Source organism: Motilibacter deserti (assembly GCF_011250635.1).
Taxonomy (GTDB): Bacteria; Actinomycetota; Actinomycetes; order Motilibacterales; family Motilibacteraceae; genus Motilibacter_A; species Motilibacter_A deserti.
This window is the reverse complement of sequence record NZ_JAANNP010000001.1, coordinates 590,933-609,333: the sequence shown is the minus strand read 5'-3', so window position 1 is coordinate 609,333 and position 18,401 is coordinate 590,933. Positions and strand designations below refer to the sequence as shown.

The window sequence follows — 18,401 nt, the reverse complement described above, 5'->3', positions numbered from 1 at the left end:
TCCCGGGGTCACTCGTAGCGGAGGGCGTCGATGGGCCGCAGCGAGGCGGCGCGGTTGGCGGGGTAGAGGCCGAAGAAGAGGCCGACCGCGACGGAGACGCCGAAGGCGAGGGCGACGGAGTACGGCGCCACCACCGGCTGCACGCCGACGATCTCGAACCTCGACCCGACGATGCCGACGGCGACGCCGGCCAGGCCGCCGAGGACCGACAGCAGCACCGCCTCCAGCAGGAACTGGCTCACGATGTCGCCCTTGCCGGCGCCGATGGCCTTGCGGATGCCGATCTCCCGGGTCCGCTCGGTGACGGTCACGAGCATGATGTTCATGACGCCGATCCCGCCGACGAGCAGGCTGATGGCCGCGACCGACGCGAGCAGGACCGTGAAGGTCTGGTTGCTCGACGTCGCGGCCGAGAGGATCGACGACGACGAGCGGATCGTGTAGTCGGCGGTCGCCGAGGTCACGTGGTGCCGTCCGTTGAGGATCGACGCCACCTCGCTCTGCGCGGCATCGACCGTGTCGGCCGATGTTGCCTTCACCGAAATGCTGTTCAGGCTGCCGTAGCCGGTGAGGGTGTCCTGCACCGCCGGCAGCGGCGCGATGACGCGGTCGTCGGAGTCCTGTGGTCCGGTGCTGCCCTTCTGCGCCAGCACCCCGAGCACCGTGAACTCCACGCCGTTGAACTGCACAGTCTTGCCGACCGCATCGAGCCCGGTGCCGCCCACCAGCTCCTCCGCGACGGTCACGCCGAGCAGGGCCACTCGGCGGCGCTGCGAGTAGTCCGAGTCGGAGAAGGCCGACCCCGCCTGCACGGTGTCGTTGTCGTTCCGCAGGTAGCTCGGCGACGTCCCCGTGAACGTGGAGACCGTGTGCGTCGCGCCCTCGTACGTCGCGGTGACCGACGACGCGGACACGACCGGCGCGACCGACAGCACGCTGGGCGCGAGCTCGTCGTCCACGAGCGCCTGCGCGTCCTCGAGCGTCAGTGCGGCGTTGCGGGTCTGCGTGCCCGAGTCCACGCCGGTGCCGCCCGCGGCGCCGCCGGGTGCTCCCGGGAACCCTCCACCGCCGAAGCCGCCCGCCCCGCCGCGCCCGCCCGTACCGCCGGCCGACGCACTGACCGTCAGGACGTTGCTGCCCAGGGCGCTGATCGAGTCGGCCACCGCCTTGCTCGAGCCCGTCCCGACGGCGACCAGGATGATCACGGCGGCGACGCCGATGAGGATGCCGAGCGTGGTGAGGGCCGAGCGCAGCTTGTTCGCCGCGACGCCGCGCACCGCGAAGCGGGCGCTCTCGCGCAGGTTCACGACGCGGCCGCCGCGAGCACGGACGGCCCGGGCGGCGGCCCGGCGACCGGCGCACGGCGTACGTCCGACTGGACCAGCCCGTCGCGCATCCGGACGACGCGCTTGGCCCGGTCGGCCACCTCGTCCTCGTGCGTGATGACGACGAGGGTGCGGCCGGAGACGTTGAGCTCGTCGAAGAGCGCCAGGACGTCCGCGGTGGAGCGCGAGTCCAGCGCCCCGGTCGGCTCGTCCGCGAGCAGCAGGACTGGGGCGGTGACGATCGCCCGCGCGACCGCGACGCGCTGCTGCTGGCCGCCGGACAGCTCGGACGGCAGGTGGGTCGTCCGGTCCGCGAGCCCGACCTGCTCGAGCGCGGCCAGCGCCCGCTGCCGCCGCTCGGCCGGCTTCACCCCCGCGTACGCCAGTGGGAGCTCGACGTTGGCGAGCGCGCTGGTGCGCGGGATGAGGTTGAAGGACTGGAAGATGAAGCCGATCTTGCGGTTGCGCACGATCGAGAGCTGGCGCTCGACCAGCCGCCGCACGTCGACGGCGTCGAGCAGGTAGCGGCCGGACGACGGCGCGTCCAGGCAGCCGATGATGTTCATCAGCGTGGACTTGCCGGAGCCCGAAGCGCCCATGATCGCGACGTAGTCGCCGCGCTCGACCAGGAGGTCGACGCCCGCGACCGCGTGCACGGACGTCTCGCCCTCGCCGTAGGTCTTCGTGATCGCCCGCAGGTCGACCACAGGGCGCGTGCTCACGACCGGCCCCCGGCCCCGAAGCCGCCGCCGACGCCGGTCAGCCCGCGGCCGGCGCCGGGGAACCCGGTGGTGCCCGTCGTGCCGCTCGTGGTCGTCGGCAGCACGAGGGTGTCCCCTTCGGCCAGGCCGCTGGTGACCTCGGTGGTGGTGTTGCCGACGAGGCCGGTCTGCACGCTGACGACCTGCTGCCGGCCGTCCCGGACGACCGTCGCGGTGGAGCGGTTGCCCACCGTGGTGAGCGCGCTGCTGGCGACGGCCAGCACGTCGTCGGCGCTCCCGGTGGTGATCGTCACGCTCGCGGACGCACCGGGCCGGACGTCCTCCGGCGCGGCGTCGACGCGGACCGTGACCGGGTACTGCACGACGTTGTTGCTGGTCGTGCCCTCCAGGGCGACGGCGGTCACGGTGCCGTCGACGGTGGTGCTCGTGGCCGAGAACGTCACGCTCGCCGTCTGCCCGACCTTCACCGAGGCGGCGTCCGCCTCGGCGACGTCTGCGGTGATCTCGAGCGCCGCGAGGTCGCTGACGACGAGGAACGCGCCGGAGGACGACGCGGCCGACGAGGACGTGGACGTCGTGCTGCTGCCGGCGCCGGCCGTGCCGCCCGCTGCGGAGCTGCCGCCGGACGCGGAGCCCGACGTCGAGGATGTCGACCCGGCCGACACCTCGTCACCGACCTTGCCGTTGACCTGCGTCACCGTCCCCGCATGCGGAGCGCGCAGGGTCGTCCCCTCGAGCGCCTCCTCCGCCTCCTCGACCTGGGACCGGGCGGACTCCACGTCCGCCTCGGCGGACGCCACCTCGGCGGCGGTCGGCCCCTCGGCATTCGTCGCAGCGGAGGCCTTCTGCTGCGCGAGCGAGTTCTGCGCGGACTCCAGCTGCTCCTCGGCCTTGGTGACGGCCTGCTCGTTCGCGAGCGCGGACTGCGCCTGCTGCTGCTTCGCGGCGGTGACGGCATCGACGGCGGACGACGCGCTGGACGTCCCGGTGGAGGTGCCGGAGCCCGTGGAGCCGGACCCGCTGGAGCTGCCGGACCCGCCCGTGCCGGACGAGCTGCCCGACCCGGACGAGCCGCTCCCGCTGCCGGCCGAGGGGGAGGGCTGGGCCGCGCTGCGGCTCACGCTCGACGCGGACGCGGCCTTGGCCGCCTTCTCCGCGGCCGCGACGTTCTGTGCCTGCTGCTGCGCGTCCAACGCAGCCTGCTTCTTCGCCTGGGCGAGGGCCGACTGCGCGCTCTCGACCGCCAGCTGGGCCGACTCCACGGCCAGCGCGTCCTTCGTGGCCTCGGCGTCGCTCTGGCCCTGCTGCACGGTCTCCAGCTGCGCCTGCGCGGACTCCAGCTGGGCCTTGGCCGACGCCACGGCCTGCTCGGCGACGGCGGTGTCGATCGTCGCCAGGACCTCGCCCTCGTCGACCACGTCGCCGACCTTCACGCGCAGCGCCGTGACCTCGCCGCTGCTGCTGAAGCTCAGCTCCGAGGTGGCCACCGAGGCCGCGTTGCCACTCGCGGAGACCGTCGAGGTCACCGTCGCGCGGGCGACCCGGGCGGTGCGCACGTCCCCCGACTCGGCCTCCGCCGGCCCGCTGACGAGCAGGTACGCCCCGATCCCCGAGGCGACGAGCGCCAGCGCGAGCACGCAGTTGATCACGAGCAGGCGGCGGCTCACCGCGGCACCCTTGGATCCCGGAACTCTGCTCGGACCGTACGCATGACGCCTCCAACCCCCCGGCTGCTCGACTGCGAGCACTGTCCGGGAGGCGGATGAGCAGCTGATGTGGGCAGCCTGGGAGGAGCCTGGGAGCAGCCGGGCGCCGCGGCGGGCAGTGGCCGTGCCGTACGCCCGGGCGCGCCGTACGCTCAGCGGGTGCGCCGTTCCCTCGCCGCGATCGTCCTCACGTTCGAGGCGTTCGTCGTCTTCTTCGCGATGCTCGTAGCCGCCAACCTCTCGGACCTGCCGACGGGTTCCGTCGTGGCGATGGGCGGGTCGCTCGCGATCGCCTGCCTGCTCGTCGTGGGGCTGCTGCGCCACCGCTGGGCGTACGTCCTGGGCTCGCTGCTGCAGGTCGCGGTCGTCGCGAGCGGGCTGGTCGTGCCGGCCATGTGGCTGCTGGGCACGCTCTTCGCCGCGATGTGGTTCGTCTTCCTCGTGCTCTCGGCGCGCGTCGAGCGGATGGCCCGGTCCGCGGCCGGGGTCGAGCGGGCGGCCGGCGCTCGCTAGGCTCCGGCGGCGTGAGCGACACCCAGCAGATCGAGCGCACCCTCGTCCTCGTCAAGCCCGACGGCGTCGCCCGCGGCCTCACCGGCGAGGTGCTCCGCCGGATCGAGGCCAAGGGCTACCGGCTCGTCGCCCTCGAGCTGCGCCAGCTCGACCGCGAGACCGCGAGCCGGCACTACGCCGAGCACGAGGGCAAGCCGTTCTTCGAGCCCCTGCTCGAGTTCATCACCTCCGGCCCGATCGTCGCGGCCGTCGTCGAGGGCCAGCGCGTGATCGAGGGCTTCCGGTCCATCGCCGGCGCGACCGACCCGACCGTCGCGGCCCCCGGGTCCATCCGGGGAGACCTGGCCCGCGACTGGGGCAAGAAGGTCATTGAGAACATCGTCCACGGCTCGGACTCCCCGGAGTCGGCCGAGCGCGAGATCGCGATCTACTTCCCCTCGCTCTGACGCGGCCGGCGGCACCCGGTCCCCGCGGGCGCACCGCGGCCCCGAGCCGACGCTCGCGAACCTCGGAGGAAGGCGGCCGCGACACGCCGCCTGACAGCGGCCGCTTCCCCGGGATCGAGGCCTCGGTCGGCGTTGACCCACAGGCGGCGCGGTGGTGGTGCGTACGTCCACAACCGGCCTGTCGAGGCGCTGGAGGTGTCCCCCGACCGGGCTAGCATGGGCGGGCCGTCCGCGGACGGCGAGGACCGCGCACCAACGCCCTAGCGACCCGGAAGGCCGCCCCACACTCCATGGCGAACAAGCTTGGCTTCATCGGCCGTGACATGGCCGTCGACCTCGGAACGGCCAACACCCTCGTCTACGTCCGGGGCCGCGGCATCGTGCTCAACGAGCCGAGCGTGGTCGCCATCAACACCGGCACCGGCGGCATCCTCGCGGTGGGCGCCGAGGCGAAGAAGATGATCGGGCGCACGCCCGGCAACATCGTCGCCATCCGGCCCTTGAAGGACGGCGTCATCGCCGACTTCGACACGACCGAGAAGATGCTCCGCTACTTCATCCAGAAGGTGCACCGGCGGCGGCGCTTCTCCCACCCGCGGCTCGTCGTGTGCGTGCCCAGCGGGATCACCGGGGTCGAGCAGCGAGCGGTCAAGGACGCGGGCTACGCCGCGGGCGCGCGCAAGGTCTACATCATCGAGGAGCCGATGGCTGCGGCGATCGGAGCCGGGCTGCCCGTGCACGAGCCGACCGGCAACATGATCGTCGACATCGGCGGCGGCACGACCGAGGTCGCGGTGATCTCGCTCGGCGGCATCGTCACCAGCCAGTCGATCCGCGTCGGCGGCGACGAGCTGGACAACGCGATCATCCAGTACGTCAAGAAGGAATACAGCCTCATGCTCGGCGAGCGCACCGCCGAGGAGATCAAGATGGCGATCGGGTCGGCGTTCCCGCTGCCCGACGAGCCCAACGCCGAGATCCGCGGGCGCGACCTCGTCTCCGGGCTGCCGAAGACGATCGTGGTCAGCGCGGAGGAGGTCCGCAAGGCGATCGAGGAGCCGGTCAACGCGATTGTCGACGCGGTCAAGACCACCCTCGACAAGTGCCCGCCGGAGCTGTCCGGCGACATCATGGACCGCGGCATCGTGCTCGCCGGCGGCGGCGCGATGCTGCACGGCCTCGACGAGCGGCTCCGCCACGAGACCGGCATGCCGATCCACGTCACGGACCGGCCGCTGGACTCGGTCGCCATGGGCTCGGGCAAGTGCGTCGAGGAGTTCGAGGAGCTCCAGCAGGTCCTGCTGTCCGAGCCGCGTCATTGACGGGGCGCTCGGCCGCGCGGGCGTGAGGGCAGGACCGTTGGCGGCACCGGATGGGACGTGACACCCGGCGGACCCGGATCGTTCTCGTGCTCCTCCTGCTCACCGCGCTGACCCTGGTCATGCTGGACGACCGCACGTCCGGCGACGGCCCGCTCGCGCCGGTCCGTTCGGTCCTCGCGGACGTGCTCGGCCCCGTGCAGTCGGGGGTCTCCGCCGCTGTCCGCCCGGTGACCGGCCTGGTCGACGACCTGCGCGAGCTGGGGTCGAAGGACGCGCAGATCGAGCGGCTCGAGGCGGAGAACCAGCAGCTGCGCCAGGACGCGGCGACGCGCGCGAACGACCTGCGCCGCCTGGCCGAGTACGACGAGCTCTCCCGGCAGCCGACCCTGCGCCGGTTCGCCAACGTCGCCGCCCGCGTGACGGCGCTCTCGCGCGCGCAGGGGTTCACGACCACGGCCTCGATCGACGTCGGGAGCGTCGACGGCGTACGCGACGACACCACGGTGATCAACGGCGACGGCCTGGTCGGCCGGGTGAAGGGCGCCGCGCGCTCGACCTCCACGGTGCTGCTCGCGACCGACCCCGACTTCGTCGCGCGCGTCCGCGTCGGGACGACCGGCACGACCGGCTTCGTCGAGGGCCAGGGCGAGGGCAAGCCGCTGGCGCTCACGATCTACGAGCCGGTGACCCTCGAGCCCGGGACCGCGCTCGTCACGGTCGGCTCGGTCGGCGAGGCGCCGCTGGTGGCCGACGTGCTCGTGGGCCGGGTGGCGGACGTACGCCGCGTCCCCGGCACGCTGACCACGCGCGCCACGGTCACCCCGGCCGTCGACTTCGCCGCGCTCGACACGGTCGCCGTCGTCCTGCCGGGCGAGCGGGAGGCCCGCGGCCCGGTGCCGGCCGCGACGCCCAGCGCGAGCGCGCCCGCCCGCCGCCGGGCTGCCGGCACGCCGTCGCCGTCGGCGTCCGCCCGGGCCTCGCGGTGAGCCTGCCGCGCGTCGGGCTCGCCGCGCTGCTCGTGCTCTGCGGGGCGGTGCTCGAGCTCGCCGTCCTGGCCCCGCTCGGGCTGCCGGGCGCGACGCCCGACGTCGTCCTGCTCGTCGTGGTCGCGCTCGCGCTGCGGTGGGGGCCGCTGGACGGCGCGGTCGTCGGGTTCGCCGCCGGCCTCGTGGTCGACCTGACTCCGCCGTCGGACGGCGGGGCGGGGCGCTGGGCGGCGGTCTTCCTGCTCGTCGGGTTCGCTGTCGGGCGCGTCTTCGAGGACGCCGACGACACGCCCGTCGTGGCGCTCTTCGCGGTCACGCTGGCCAGCGCGGCCTCGGTGCTGGGCTACGCCGCGCTCGCCTCGCTCGTGGGGGACGACGGGGTCGAGTGGGCCCGCGTGCCGAGCCTCGTGACGTCCTCGGTCATCTACGATGTGGTGCTGACGGCGGTCGTCGTCCCCGTCGTCGGGGGGCTGGCACGACGCATCGATCCTGAACCAGACTTCCGACGTTGAAGCTGCCTCCCCGAGAGCCTCCGGTGGTGCCCGCCACCCCGGGAACGGACCGGCACCGCAGCTCGTCGTGATCGGCGTATGCCCAGACTTCTGAGCCAGTGAAGGAATGTGCCCGTGAATGAGCGGTCCGGCCTGCGGCTCGTCGTCCTGCAGGTCCTGGTGCTCTCGCTCATCGCGACGCTGGGCGGGCGCCTCTGGTTCCTCCAGGTCCACAGCGGTGAGGCCTACGAGGCCGCGGCGACCAGCAACCGCGTACGCGACATCGTCACGCCCGCGACGAGGGGCCTGGTCGTCGACGTGAGCGGCCGTCCGCTCGCCCGCAACCGCACCGCGCTCGTCGTCTCGGTCAGCCGGACCGAGCTGCTGCGCCAGAGCGACGGGGGCAAGAGCCTGCTCACGCGGCTGGCCGAGGTCCTCGACGTGGACTACGCCGACCTCAAGGCGCGCACCACCGTGTGCGGGCAGCCCGGCGCCGTGCGCAACGTGTGCTGGAACGGCTCGCCCTACCAGCCGATCCCGGTCGCCGACGGCGCCGACGACGACATGATGGACGCGGTCCAGCAGATCCTCGAGCGGCGCGAGGACTTCCCCGGCGTCACCGCCGAGCAGCAGTCCGTCCGCGACTACGCGGGGGGCGGGGTCGGCGCCAACGCCGCGCACGTGCTCGGCTACCTCGGCCCGGTCACCGAGGACGAGGTCGCCCAGGCACAGGCCGACGGGCGCCCGCTGCAGAGCAGCGACCTCGTCGGGCGGGCCGGGATCGAGAAGGAGTACGACGCCTACCTGCGCGGGACGCCGGGCGTACGCCGCCTCTCCGTCGACTCTCAGGGCGGGGTCACCGGCACGATCAGCGAGACGGACGCCACACCGGGCGACTACGTCGTCACCCACCTCGACGCGGCCGTGCAGAAGGCGACCGAGGACGCGCTCGCCGCGGCGGTCAAGGGCGCGCGGACGACGGGCGACCCCAACAAGGGCGGGCAGAAGTTCAAGGCCGACTCGGCGTCGGCGGTCGTCATGGACGTACGCACCGGCGGCGTCGTCGCGATGGCGAGCTACCCGACCTACCGGCCGAACATCTGGGTCGGCGGGATCAGCCAGGACGAGTACGAGGGCATCACCGGGGCTGCCGGCAACTACAAGATCCTCAACCGCGCCACCCAGGGTGAGTACGCCCCCGGCTCGATCTTCAAGGCCGTGTCCACGGCGGCGGCGGTGGACGCCGGCTTCTCGGTGCACCGGTCGTACAACTGCCCGGGCACGTACAACGTCGGCAACCACCTGAAGAAGAACTACGAGTCCGCGGCCTACGGCGTCATCTCCTTCGAGCGCGCGATCGAGGTGTCCTGCGACACCAACTGGTACTACTTCGCAGACACCGTCTGGAACCGGCTGGGTGGCTACGAGCAGCGAAGCGACGCCAAGGACCCGTTCGTCCAGGCCGCCAAGGGCTACGGGCTCGGCGAGGCGACGGGCATCGACCTGCCGGCCGAGGCCGGCGGCCGCATCCCCGGCCGGGAGTGGAAGCAGGCGTACTGGAAGGCCACGAAGGCCGCCGCGTGCGTCCGCGCCAAGAAGGGCTACCCGGAGGTCGAGGACCGGGCGCGGGCCGCGTTCCTGCTGCAGCTGGCGAAGGAGAACTGCACCGACGGCTGGCGCTACGGCCCCGGCGACGAGGCGAACTTCGCCATCGGGCAGGGCGACGTGCTCGTGACGCCGCTGCAGATGGCCCGCGTCTACGCCGCCGTCGCGAACGGCGGGACGCTCTGGGTGCCGCAGGTGGCCAAGTCGGTGATGCGCCCGGACGGGACCGTCGTCAAGCAGTTCGCCCCGAAGAGCGCCGGCAAGCTCCCGGTCAGCAAGGACACGCTGAGCTTCCTGCAGCGCGCGCTCACCAAGGTCAGCGTCACCGGTACCGGCGCCGGCGTCTTCCGCGGATGGCCGCTCGACCAGGTCCCGATGGCCTCGAAGACCGGGACCGCCGAGGTCTTCGGCAAGCAGTCGACGTCGTGGTTCGCCTCGTACGCACCGGCCGACAAGCCGCAGTACGCGATCGTGATGATGGTGACCCAGGGCGGCACCGGCTCCGGGACCTCCGGCCCGCAGGTGCGCAAGATCTACGAGAAGCTGCTGGGCGTCTCGGGCTCGACGGTGCGGCCGGCGACCGCGCTGCAGCCGGGCGCCGCCCCGCCGAAGGGGCTGCCGCGGATCACCGAGGACGGACGAGTGCTGCCGCCCGCGTCCGCGGCGCGCAAGGCCGCGGCGAAGCCGAAGACCCCCGCCCGCACCCCGCGCTCGACCGCGTCCGCGGGCACCGGGTGATGAGCGCGTACCCGCAGACGCCGTACGGAGGCTCGGCCCGCGTCCCGCCACGTCGCATCGGCTGGGCCGCGCTCGACCGGGACGCCCCGCTGCGCCGGCTGGACTGGGTGCTGCTCGCCGCGGTCGTCGGGCTGCTCGTCGTCGGCTCGCTCCTCGTCTGGTCCGCCACCCGGCAGGCCGCGATCGACTCCGGCGGGGACCCCCAGGCGTACCTCAAGAAGCACGTGCTCAACATCTTCATCGGCACCGGGCTCGGCGTGTGTGCGGCGATGTTCGACTACCGCACGCTGCGGATGTACGCCCCTATCGTCTACGGGCTCTCGATCGTCGGCCTGCTCGTCGTCCTCTCACCGCTCGGCGCGACGATCCGCGGCTCGCACTCGTGGATCCTGCTGCCGGGCGGCTTCTCGCTGCAGCCGTCGGAGTTCGCCAAGGTCGCGCTCGTCGTCGGCCTGGCGATGCTGCTGTCGGAGAAGCGCGACGCGGAGGACTCCCCGCGCGACACCGACGTGCTGCTCGTGCTGGTCGGCGCGGCCGTGCCGCTGGCGCTCATCATGCTCCAGCCCGACCTCGGCACGGCCCTCGTCGTCTCCTCGATCGTCATCGGGATGATCGCGGTGTCGGGTGCCCGGATCCGCTGGGTCGTGGGGCTGCTGCTCGCGGCCGCCGTCGTGGCCTTCGCGGTGGTGCAGGCCGGGCTGCTCGACGACTACCAGGTCAAGCGGCTGACCGCCTTCGTCAACCCGGGCGACGACCCGGGCGGTGCGGCGTACAACGTCTCCCAGGGCGTCATCGCCATCGGTGGCGGCGGCCTCGACGGGCACGGGCTCTTCCACGGCCCGCAGACCCAGGGCGGGTTCGTCCCCGAGCAGCAGACCGACTTCATCTTCACGACCGCAGGGGAGGAGCTCGGGTTCCGCGGCGGGATCCTGCTCATCGCGCTGCTCGGGCTCATCCTGTGGCGCGCCTGCCGGATCGCCTGGCACGCCGACGACCTGTTCGGCCGGCTCGTCGCGGTCGGCGTCGTGTGCTGGTTCTCGTTCCAAGCGTTCGAGAACATCGGGATGACGCTCGGGATCATGCCCGTCACTGGCGTGCCGTTGCCGTTCGTGTCCTACGGCGGGTCGTCGATGTTCGCGAACCTCGTCGCCATCGGGCTCCTGCAGAACGTCCACGTGAGGCGGTCGTTGCTGCCGGACTGAGGGCGGCTCGTGTCCCAGGCGCGCCGGGCGCGCCAGGCGCGCCGGGCGGGGCGGGCGGGGCAGGCAAGGGAGGCGCTGGGGTCTGGCTGCCGGACGGGCCGGGCGCGGGCCCGGCTGCCGGACGGGGCGGGCGCTGGGGCCGGCTGCCGGACGGGTCGGGCGCTCGACCTTCTTCAGCGTCGATCACGGCACTTGGCCTAGGGCACGCCGGTGTCGAGGAGCCAAGACCCGTGCTCGGCGCGGTGTCGACGCGGGACGGGGTGGCCAGGGCGGTGCGACGCCTGTGATGTGGGCCGGCCGAAGGCCAGACCGTCACGTAATGCCGGAGCGTCGCGGCCGTCCACAGGTGGTCACCGGGTCGCGGCCGTCCACAGCTGACGGCCCCCCGCCACCACGCGTACCGCGGCGCCGGAAGGCTCGAGCGGTGCGGGAAGCTGAAGCCGCTGTCTATGCGTGGGCCGAGCTGCACTCGGGCCTCGTCTCGAGGCGTCGAGCGATCGAGCTCGGGATGACGCCGGGCCAGGTGAAGGCGCGGCTGAGCGCTCGTGTCTGGCTGCCGCTCGTGCGAGGCCTGTATCTCGTCGATCCCGCGCGCTACGAGTCGCTGTCGTTCGAGGTCAAGGCGAGAGCAGCGTTGCTGGCCCACCCCGGGGCCGCCCTCGCCGGCACGTCGGCGGCCCGGTGGTGGGGCGTCGAGGGGCTGAGGACGGACGACGACGAGATCGAGCTGGTCCTGCCCCGCCCCCTGCACCGACCGGTCCGTCAGGGCCTGCTGCACATCCGCGTTCGCCAATGGCAGTCGACGCAGAGCCAGTGGGAGGTCGTACGCGGTGTGCCGGTGACGGGTGTCGCGCGGACTCTCGCTGACGCCTGCTTGTCGGTGTCGCGCCCCGAGGCGCTGTCGCTGTTGGACTCGGCGTTGCACAAGGGCCTGATCCTGCCGACGGGCCTGCCGGAGGTCGAGCAGTTGGCCCAGGGCAGACGGGGTTGTGTGCAGCTGCGTGCGCTTCTCGGCCTCGCGGACGGCCGGGCCGAAAGCCCGATCGAGTCACGGGTACGCCTCGCGTGCGTGGACGGGAACGTGCCGCCCGACCACCTGCAGCTCGCTGTCCGCGACGACCACGGGGTCCTGATCGCGATCGGTGACCTGGGCTGGAGACGGCCGGGCGGCGGGCTCCTCCTCGGCGAGGCGGACGGCGCTGTCCACGACTCGGCGCGCTCCGTCCGCTGGGACCGGCACCGGTCGAACGAGATGACGATCCTGGGTATCGACACCGTCCGGTTCACGTGGGCAGACGCCCTCCGGCCCCCGTACGTCGCCTCGACGGTGCGCCGCGCCTTGAGCGCCTGACGCCACTTCCCGCACCTCGCGCTCCATGCGGTCTCTGTTCGCGACCCGTCGGTCCAGAAGGTGTCCGGCGGCTTCCGCTCGACGACGGGTGGACGGCGTGCCCCAACGACGCGGCGCTCGTTCAGACTCGGCTCAGGAGGTCCCCGCTGTCCGCCCTCTGCCGGTCATGTCGCGGCCGCTCATGTTGCGGGCGCTCACGTCCCGGCCCGCTCACGTCCCGGCGCGCTCACGTCCCGGCCCGCTCACGTTCCGGCGCGCACGCGTGGTTCGCCCCCAGGTCCGCCTCCGGCCCGAGCGATATGCCCGTTGATCACGGGACTTGGCCGACGACGCGCCGGTGTCGTTGAGCCAAGTCCCCTGATCAACGACGGGCACGTCCTGCGTTCCGTGTCCGGCCCACACGACGGCTCGTCCGCGCGCTCCGGGGAGTGCCGCAGGCGCCGAGTCCGCTCGAGCAGGGGACTCGGCTCGAGACACGCCGGCATGTCGCAGCCAAAGCCCGTGATCACTGCGAAGCCTGGGCCGTGCCACCTCGGACCTCGCCGGACCGCGCACGTCGGACTGTGCCGTACCGAGCACCTCGGAGCTGCCGCCTCGCCGCCTCGCACCGAGCCGTACCGAGCCGCCCCGACCCGCACCCGCCCCAGGCTCACCCTCTTGCCGACACTTCTTTGCAAAGATAACTTTGCACCATGCCCGCCGACGGCAGCGAGAGCGTCAAGCAGCTCGACCCGCGCAGCCTCAAAGCGCTCGCGCACCCGCTGCGCGTCCGCCTGCTGGCCCTGCTCCGTCTGGACGGCCCGGCCACGTCAACGGGGCTGGCCCGCAGGCTCGACGAGACGACGGGCGCGACGAGCTACCACCTGCGTCAGCTGGCGCGGCACGGGTTCGTGGAGGAGGTCGAGGGCCGGGGGACCGCGCGCGAGCGGTGGTGGCGGGCGAGCCACCAGTCGACGCGGTGGAGCACGGCCGACTTCCTGGGCGACCCCGGCTCTGCGGAGGCGGCCGACTTCCTGCTGCGCAGCCAGCTCGAGAACGAGGTGCGCCAGACCCAGCGCTGGCTCGCGGGCCAGGCCGAGTGGCCACGCGAGTGGGTGGAGGCGTCCGAGGCGGCGGACTACGTGCTACGGCTCACCCCGGACCGGCTGCGCGCCATGGCCGACGAGGTCGAGGCCGTCGTCGAGCGCTACCGGGAGGAGGGCCGGAGCGAGCCCGGCGGCGAGCGCGTCGTCGCGTACTTCCGGGCCTTCCCGCGCAGCGACGTGACGCCGTGACCGACCTGCGCGCGACCCGCCGCGCGTTCCTCACGGTGACCGCGCTGCGCTGGCTGCCGACGGGGCTGCTGATCCCGACCGTCGTGCTGCTGCAGCTCGACCGCGGGCTCACGCTCGCGCAGATCGGCCTGGTTAGCGCCACGCAGGGCGTGGTCGTCGTCCTGCTCGAGCTGCCGACGGGCGGCCTGGCGGACGCGTGGGGCCGCCGCCCCGTCCTCGCGCTGGCCTCCGCGACGGCGATCGCGAGCGTCGGGGTGCTGCTGGTCGCGCGCTCGCCAGAGGCGTTCGTGCTGGCGTGGGCGTTGCAAGGGGCCTACCGCGCGCTCGACTCCGGGCCGCTGGAGGCGTGGTACGTCGACGCGGCCCTTGCGGCCGAGCCCGCCCGTGAGCTGCACCGGGACCTGTCGCGGGCGAGCGTCGTGCTCTACACCAGTATCGCCACGGGCGCGCTCGCTGCAGCCGGCCTCGCCCTGCTTCCAGCAGTAGCGGGGACGCCGCGCGCGAACGCCGTGGTCGCGTGCCTGGTGTTGGAGGCGCTGCACCTGGCCGCGGTCGTCATGCTCGTGCGCGAGCGCCGGCCCGCTCGCGGATGGGCGGCGCTGCGCACCGCCGTCACGAACGCGCCCGCCACGGTCGCCCTTGCCGCGAAGCGGGGATGGACGCTGCGCCCGCTCCGGCTGGTCCTGGCCGTCGAGCTGTCCTGGGGCGCGGGACTCGCGGTGGTCGAGCTGCTCTGGCAGCCCCACGTGCAGGCGGCGACGGGGCAGGAGCATCCCTGGCTCTTCGGCGTGATGGGCGCGTCGGCCTGGGTGGTCGGCGCCGGTGGGGCGCTGCTCGTCCCCTTGCTGGTCCGTTGCGCGGGGGGCCGCGTGGTGCCGGTCGCCATGGCGGGGCGAGTGCTCCAGGGCGGCACGGTGGTCGCGTTCGCGTACGCGACCGGCCCCGCGGGCCTCGTGACGGCGTTCGTCGCGTTCTACCTCGTCCACGGCACGAGCGGCCCGTGCCACGAGACGCTGCTGCACGCTCGAGCGGACTCGGCCGTGCGGGCGAGCGTGCTGTCGCTGAACTCCCTCGTCAGCCGGGCCGGCGCACTGCCGGCGACCCTCGCGCTCCCGGCCGTCGCGGGCCGCTGGGGCACGTCGACGGCCCTGCTGCTCGCCGGCCTGCTGCTGGCGACGGCCGCTCCGCTCTACCTCCGGTCGGGTGAGCCGCCGCGCCAGCCGGACGCCGTGGACCGGCTCGAACCGCTGCCCGCGGGTTAGGCTGGGACGATTCGCCCCCGAGCTCTCGAGGTACGCACCCATGCCTGTCGAGTCCGTCTTCCCACGGCTCGAGCCCCTGTTGACCCAGGTGCAGAAGCCCGTGCAGTACGTCGGTGGCGAGCTGAACGCGCAGGTCAAGGACTGGGACGCGTGTGACGTCCGCTGGGCGCTGATGTACCCCGACGCCTACGAGGTCGGCCTGCCGAACCAGGGCCTGCAGATCCTGTACGAGGTCCTCAACGAGCGGGAGGGGACCCTCGCCGAGCGGACGTACAGCGTCTGGCCGGACCTCGAGGGCCTGATGCGCGAGCACGGCGTGCCGCAGTTCACGGTCGACGCGCACCGCCCCGTCGGCGCGTTCGACGTGTTCGGCCTGAGCTTCGCGACCGAGCTCGGCTACACCAACATGCTCGCGGCGCTGGACCTCGCGGGGATCCCGCTCGAGGCCAAGGACCGCGACGAGTCCCACCCGGTCGTGCTCGCGGGCGGGCACGCCGCGTTCAACCCCGAGCCGATCGCCGACTTCATCGACGCCGCGGTCCTCGGCGACGGGGAGGAGGCGGTTCTCCTCATCACCGACGTCATCCGCGCGTGGAAGGGCGAGGGCAGCCCCGGCGGCCGCGCCGAGCTGCTGCTGCGCCTGGCCAGGACCGGCAGCGTCTACATCCCGCGCTACTACGACGTGGAATACCTCGAGGACGGGCGCATCCGCCGCGTCGTCCCGAACACCCCGGGCGTCCCGTGGCGGGTCAGCAAGCACACCGTCATGAACCTCGACGAGTGGCCCTACCCGAAGCAGCCGCTGGTCCCGCTCGCCGAGACCGTGCACGAGCGCATGAGCGTCGAGGTCTTCCGCGGCTGCACGCGCGGCTGCCGGTTCTGCCAGGCCGGCATGATCACGCGCCCCGTCCGCGAGCGCTCGATCACGACGATCGGCGAGATGGTCGACGCCGGGCTCAAGGCGACCGGCTTCCAGGAGGTCGGCCTGCTCTCGCTCTCGAGCGCCGACCACTCGGAGATCGCCGAGGTCACCAAGGGCCTGGCCGACCGCTACGAGGGCACCAACACCTCGCTGTCGCTGCCGAGCACGCGCGTCGACGCGTTCAACATCGACCTCGCGAACGAGCTCACCCGCAACGGACGCCGCTCCGGTCTCACGTTCGCCCCGGAAGGCGGCACGGACCGCATGCGCAAGGTGATCAACAAGATGGTCACCGAGGACGACCTCATCCGCACGGTCGCCGCGGCGTACGGCGCCGGCTGGCGGCAGGTGAAGCTCTACTTCATGTGCGGCCTGCCGACCGAGACCGACGAGGACGTCGTCGCGATCGCACGCGTGGCCAAGCGGGTCATCGAGACCGGGCGCCAGGTCAGCGGCAAGCGCGACATCCGCTGCACGGTCTCGATCGGCGGGTTCGTGCCCAAGCCCCACACGCCGTTCCAGTGGGCGGCCCAGCTCGACCACGAGACGACCGACGCCCGGCTGGCCAAGCTGCGCGACGCGATCCGCGCGGACCGCGACTACGCCAAGGCCATCGGCTTCCGCTACCACGACGGCAAGCCCGGCATCGTCGAGGGCCTGCTCTCGCGCGGCGACCGCCGCGTCGGCAAGGTCATCCGCGCGGTCTACGAGGACGGCGGCCGCTTCGACGGCTGGAGCGAGCACTTCTCCTTCGACCGCTGGATGGCCTGCGCCGACTCCGCGCTCGCCGACGAGCCCGTCGACGTCTCCTGGTACACCACCCGCGAGCGGGACAAGGCCGAGGTCCTGCCCTGGGACCACCTGGACTCGGGGCTGGACAAGGAGTGGCTGTGGGACGACTGGCAGGACGCCGTCGACGAGGTCGAGGTCGACGACTGCCGGTGGAACCCGTGCTTCGACTGCGGCGTCTGCCCGCAGATGGGCACGGACATCCAGATCGGCCCCACCGGCCGCACTCTGCTCCCGCTCACTCCCGTGGGCCGCTGAGTTGGCGCGTACGCCCGAGGGCCCGCCGCCGCCGCCCGTCGTCCAGCGCCTGCGCATCCGCTGGGCCAAGCGCGGCCGGCTCCGCTTCACCAGCCACCGCGACTTCCAGCGCGCGTTCGAGCGGGCGCTGCGCCGCGCGAACGTGCCCGTGGCGTACTCCGCCGGGTTCTCGCCGCACCCGAAGATCTCGTACGCGGGGGCGGCGCCGACCGGCACCGCGAGCGAGGCGGAGTACGTGGAGGTCGGCCTGCAGGAGCGCGTCGAGCTCGAGCCCGTCCGGGCCGCGCTGGACGCCGCGCTCGCCCCGGGCCTGGACATCCTCGAGATCGTCGAGGCGGCGCCGGGGGCGCTTGCCGACCGGCTCGAGGCCTCGCACTGGCGGATCGAGCTGCCGGGCGTTGGCGTCGGAGTCGCGGAGGCGGCGGCCGAGGCGTTCCTCGTGGCGCCCGAGGTGAAGGTCGAACGGCTGACCAAGGACGGGGTCCGTACGTTCGACGCCCGGGGCGCGGTCGCGCGGCTCGGCGTCCTCGACGGCTCGGCCCGCGGCCCGCTCGACGACTCCGCTCGCGGTCCGCTCGACGACTCCGCTCGCGGCCCGCTCGACGCGCCGGGCGCGCAGCGCGAGGGCCGCGAGGGCCCGTGTGCGATACTCGACGTGGTCGTACGGCACGGAATCCCGACTGTGCGACCCGACGACGTCCTGTCTGGACTCCGTTCCGTGGCCGACCTCGTGCCGCCGGAGCCGCCCCGCGCGGTGCGGCTGGCGCAGGGGCCGCTGGACGAGGCGACGGGCATCGTGGGTGATCCCCTCGCCCACGACCGGGACGCCGTCGGCGCGTCCGGCATTCCGAGCACCGCCTGAGCGACGACCGTCGCCGGAGGAGCCGACGCCGCGCGTGCGTCCGAACAGGCTTCCGCCGGCTTGCCGGCGGCACGACGCGCCCCTGTGCGGCGCCCCACGGCGCCCGGGGGTGGACAGGAGCGGCCGTTCATGGTCGACACAGAGAACCCGGGCGACGGCATGGCCGGCGCCACCCCTTCGAGCGACGCCGCGGCCGGCGGTCCTGAGGCGACGGCGCGACCGCGCCGACGTCGCGCCGCGAGCCGGCCCGCGGGGCCGCCCAGTGCCGGGGGAGAGGCCGACACCGTTGGGGCGGCCTCCGGTGCTGCTGGTGGCGCTGACGCGGCGGCTGCCGGTGGCGCTCCCGCCGCGCCTCCCGCTCCCGACGGCGGCGTGACCGGGGTCCCAGACGGCGCTGCCGGAGCGGACGCCGCTGCCGGCGGGGACGGGGCGGCGAGCTCCGACGCGCCCGCCGCTGCCGAGGCCCCGGCGCCTCGTGCCCGCACCCGCAAGACCGCGGCGAAGAAGGCTCCGGCCAAGACGGCCACGCGCAAGACGGCGGCCCGCAAGACCGCTGCTGCTGCGCCCGCCACCGACGCGGCCACCGCTGCCGCGGCGGGCGAGCCTGGAGGCGCGGACCTCGCCGCG

General features: G+C 73.5%; 15 protein-coding genes and 1 pseudogene. 13 read left to right on the top strand and 3 right to left on the bottom strand.

Features of this window, described 5'->3' with window-relative positions; genetic code table 11:
- Window positions 1–8: 8 nt before the first annotated feature.
- From G9H71_RS02790 to G9H71_RS02780, 3 genes are read right to left on the bottom strand one after another with little or no spacing between them, the layout of a single operon-like run.
- The gene (locus tag G9H71_RS02790) at window positions 9–1,307 is read right to left on the bottom strand and encodes an ABC transporter permease (RefSeq protein ID WP_166277426.1); all 1,299 of its coding nucleotides are present in this window, start codon (window positions 1,305–1,307) and stop codon (window positions 9–11) included.
- The gene (locus tag G9H71_RS02785) at window positions 1,304–2,047 is read right to left on the bottom strand and encodes an ABC transporter ATP-binding protein (protein ID WP_166277423.1); all 744 of its coding nucleotides are present in this window, start codon (window positions 2,045–2,047) and stop codon (window positions 1,304–1,306) included. Before G9H71_RS02785 ends, G9H71_RS02790 begins: the two co-directional genes overlap by 4 nt.
- Window positions 2,044–3,714, bottom strand: coding sequence for an efflux RND transporter periplasmic adaptor subunit (locus G9H71_RS02780; protein WP_166277420.1), 1,671 nt, complete (start codon window positions 3,712–3,714; stop codon window positions 2,044–2,046). Before G9H71_RS02780 ends, G9H71_RS02785 begins: the two co-directional genes overlap by 4 nt.
- Window positions 3,715–3,912: 198 nt before the next feature.
- Here G9H71_RS02780 and G9H71_RS02775 point away from each other — a divergent pair, with 198 nt between their 5' ends.
- The 13 genes and pseudogenes from G9H71_RS02775 to G9H71_RS23030 form a co-directional block, all read left to right on the top strand.
- Window positions 3,913–4,266, top strand: a complete 354-nt coding sequence (locus G9H71_RS02775) for a DUF4233 domain-containing protein (protein WP_166277417.1) — start codon at window positions 3,913–3,915, stop codon at window positions 4,264–4,266.
- A gap of 11 nt (window positions 4,267–4,277) precedes the next feature.
- Complete coding sequence (gene ndk, locus G9H71_RS02770; protein WP_166277414.1) at window positions 4,278–4,712, top strand: nucleoside-diphosphate kinase; 435 nt, start codon at window positions 4,278–4,280, stop codon at window positions 4,710–4,712.
- 290 nt (window positions 4,713–5,002) lie between these two features.
- Window positions 5,003–6,034, top strand: coding sequence for a rod shape-determining protein (locus G9H71_RS02765; protein ID WP_166169464.1), 1,032 nt, complete (start codon window positions 5,003–5,005; stop codon window positions 6,032–6,034).
- Between the two features lie 86 nt (window positions 6,035–6,120).
- Window positions 6,121–7,020 (top strand): rod shape-determining protein MreC, encoded by a 900-nt coding sequence (gene mreC, locus G9H71_RS02760; RefSeq protein WP_166277411.1) that lies wholly within the window; start codon window positions 6,121–6,123, stop codon window positions 7,018–7,020.
- Complete coding sequence (mreD, locus tag G9H71_RS02755) at window positions 7,017–7,532, top strand: rod shape-determining protein MreD (RefSeq protein ID WP_166277408.1); 516 nt, start codon at window positions 7,017–7,019, stop codon at window positions 7,530–7,532. The genes mreC and mreD overlap by 4 nt, the downstream gene beginning before the upstream one ends.
- 114 nt (window positions 7,533–7,646) lie before the next feature.
- A complete protein-coding gene (gene mrdA / locus G9H71_RS02750) occupies window positions 7,647–9,854 on the top strand; it encodes a penicillin-binding protein 2 (protein ID WP_166277405.1) in 2,208 nt (735 codons plus the stop codon).
- Complete coding sequence (rodA, locus tag G9H71_RS02745) at window positions 9,854–11,056, top strand: rod shape-determining protein RodA (protein ID WP_166277402.1); 1,203 nt, start codon at window positions 9,854–9,856, stop codon at window positions 11,054–11,056. The genes mrdA and rodA overlap by 1 nt, the downstream gene beginning before the upstream one ends.
- A 424-nt stretch (window positions 11,057–11,480) precedes the next feature.
- The gene (locus G9H71_RS02740; protein ID WP_166277399.1) at window positions 11,481–12,407 is read left to right on the top strand and encodes a hypothetical protein; all 927 of its coding nucleotides are present in this window, start codon (window positions 11,481–11,483) and stop codon (window positions 12,405–12,407) included.
- Between the two features lie 692 nt (window positions 12,408–13,099).
- Entirely contained in the window at window positions 13,100–13,681 is a 582-nt protein-coding gene (locus tag G9H71_RS02735) for a winged helix-turn-helix domain-containing protein (RefSeq protein ID WP_166277396.1), read from the top strand.
- Complete coding sequence (locus G9H71_RS02730; protein ID WP_166277392.1) at window positions 13,678–14,943, top strand: MFS transporter; 1,266 nt, start codon at window positions 13,678–13,680, stop codon at window positions 14,941–14,943. The genes G9H71_RS02735 and G9H71_RS02730 overlap by 4 nt, the downstream gene beginning before the upstream one ends.
- 40 nt (window positions 14,944–14,983) lie before the next feature.
- Window positions 14,984–16,912 carry a TIGR03960 family B12-binding radical SAM protein gene (locus tag G9H71_RS02725; protein WP_166277388.1) on the top strand — a complete coding sequence of 643 codons (1,929 nt, stop codon included), beginning with the start codon at window positions 14,984–14,986 and terminating at the stop codon, window positions 16,910–16,912.
- A 1-nt stretch (window position 16,913) separates the two neighbouring features.
- Complete coding sequence (locus G9H71_RS02720) at window positions 16,914–17,774, top strand: TIGR03936 family radical SAM-associated protein (protein ID WP_166277385.1); 861 nt, start codon at window positions 16,914–16,916, stop codon at window positions 17,772–17,774.
- A gap of 129 nt (window positions 17,775–17,903) precedes the next feature.
- Window positions 17,904–18,401: pseudogene (locus G9H71_RS23030) on the top strand (hypothetical protein); the annotation flags it as partial.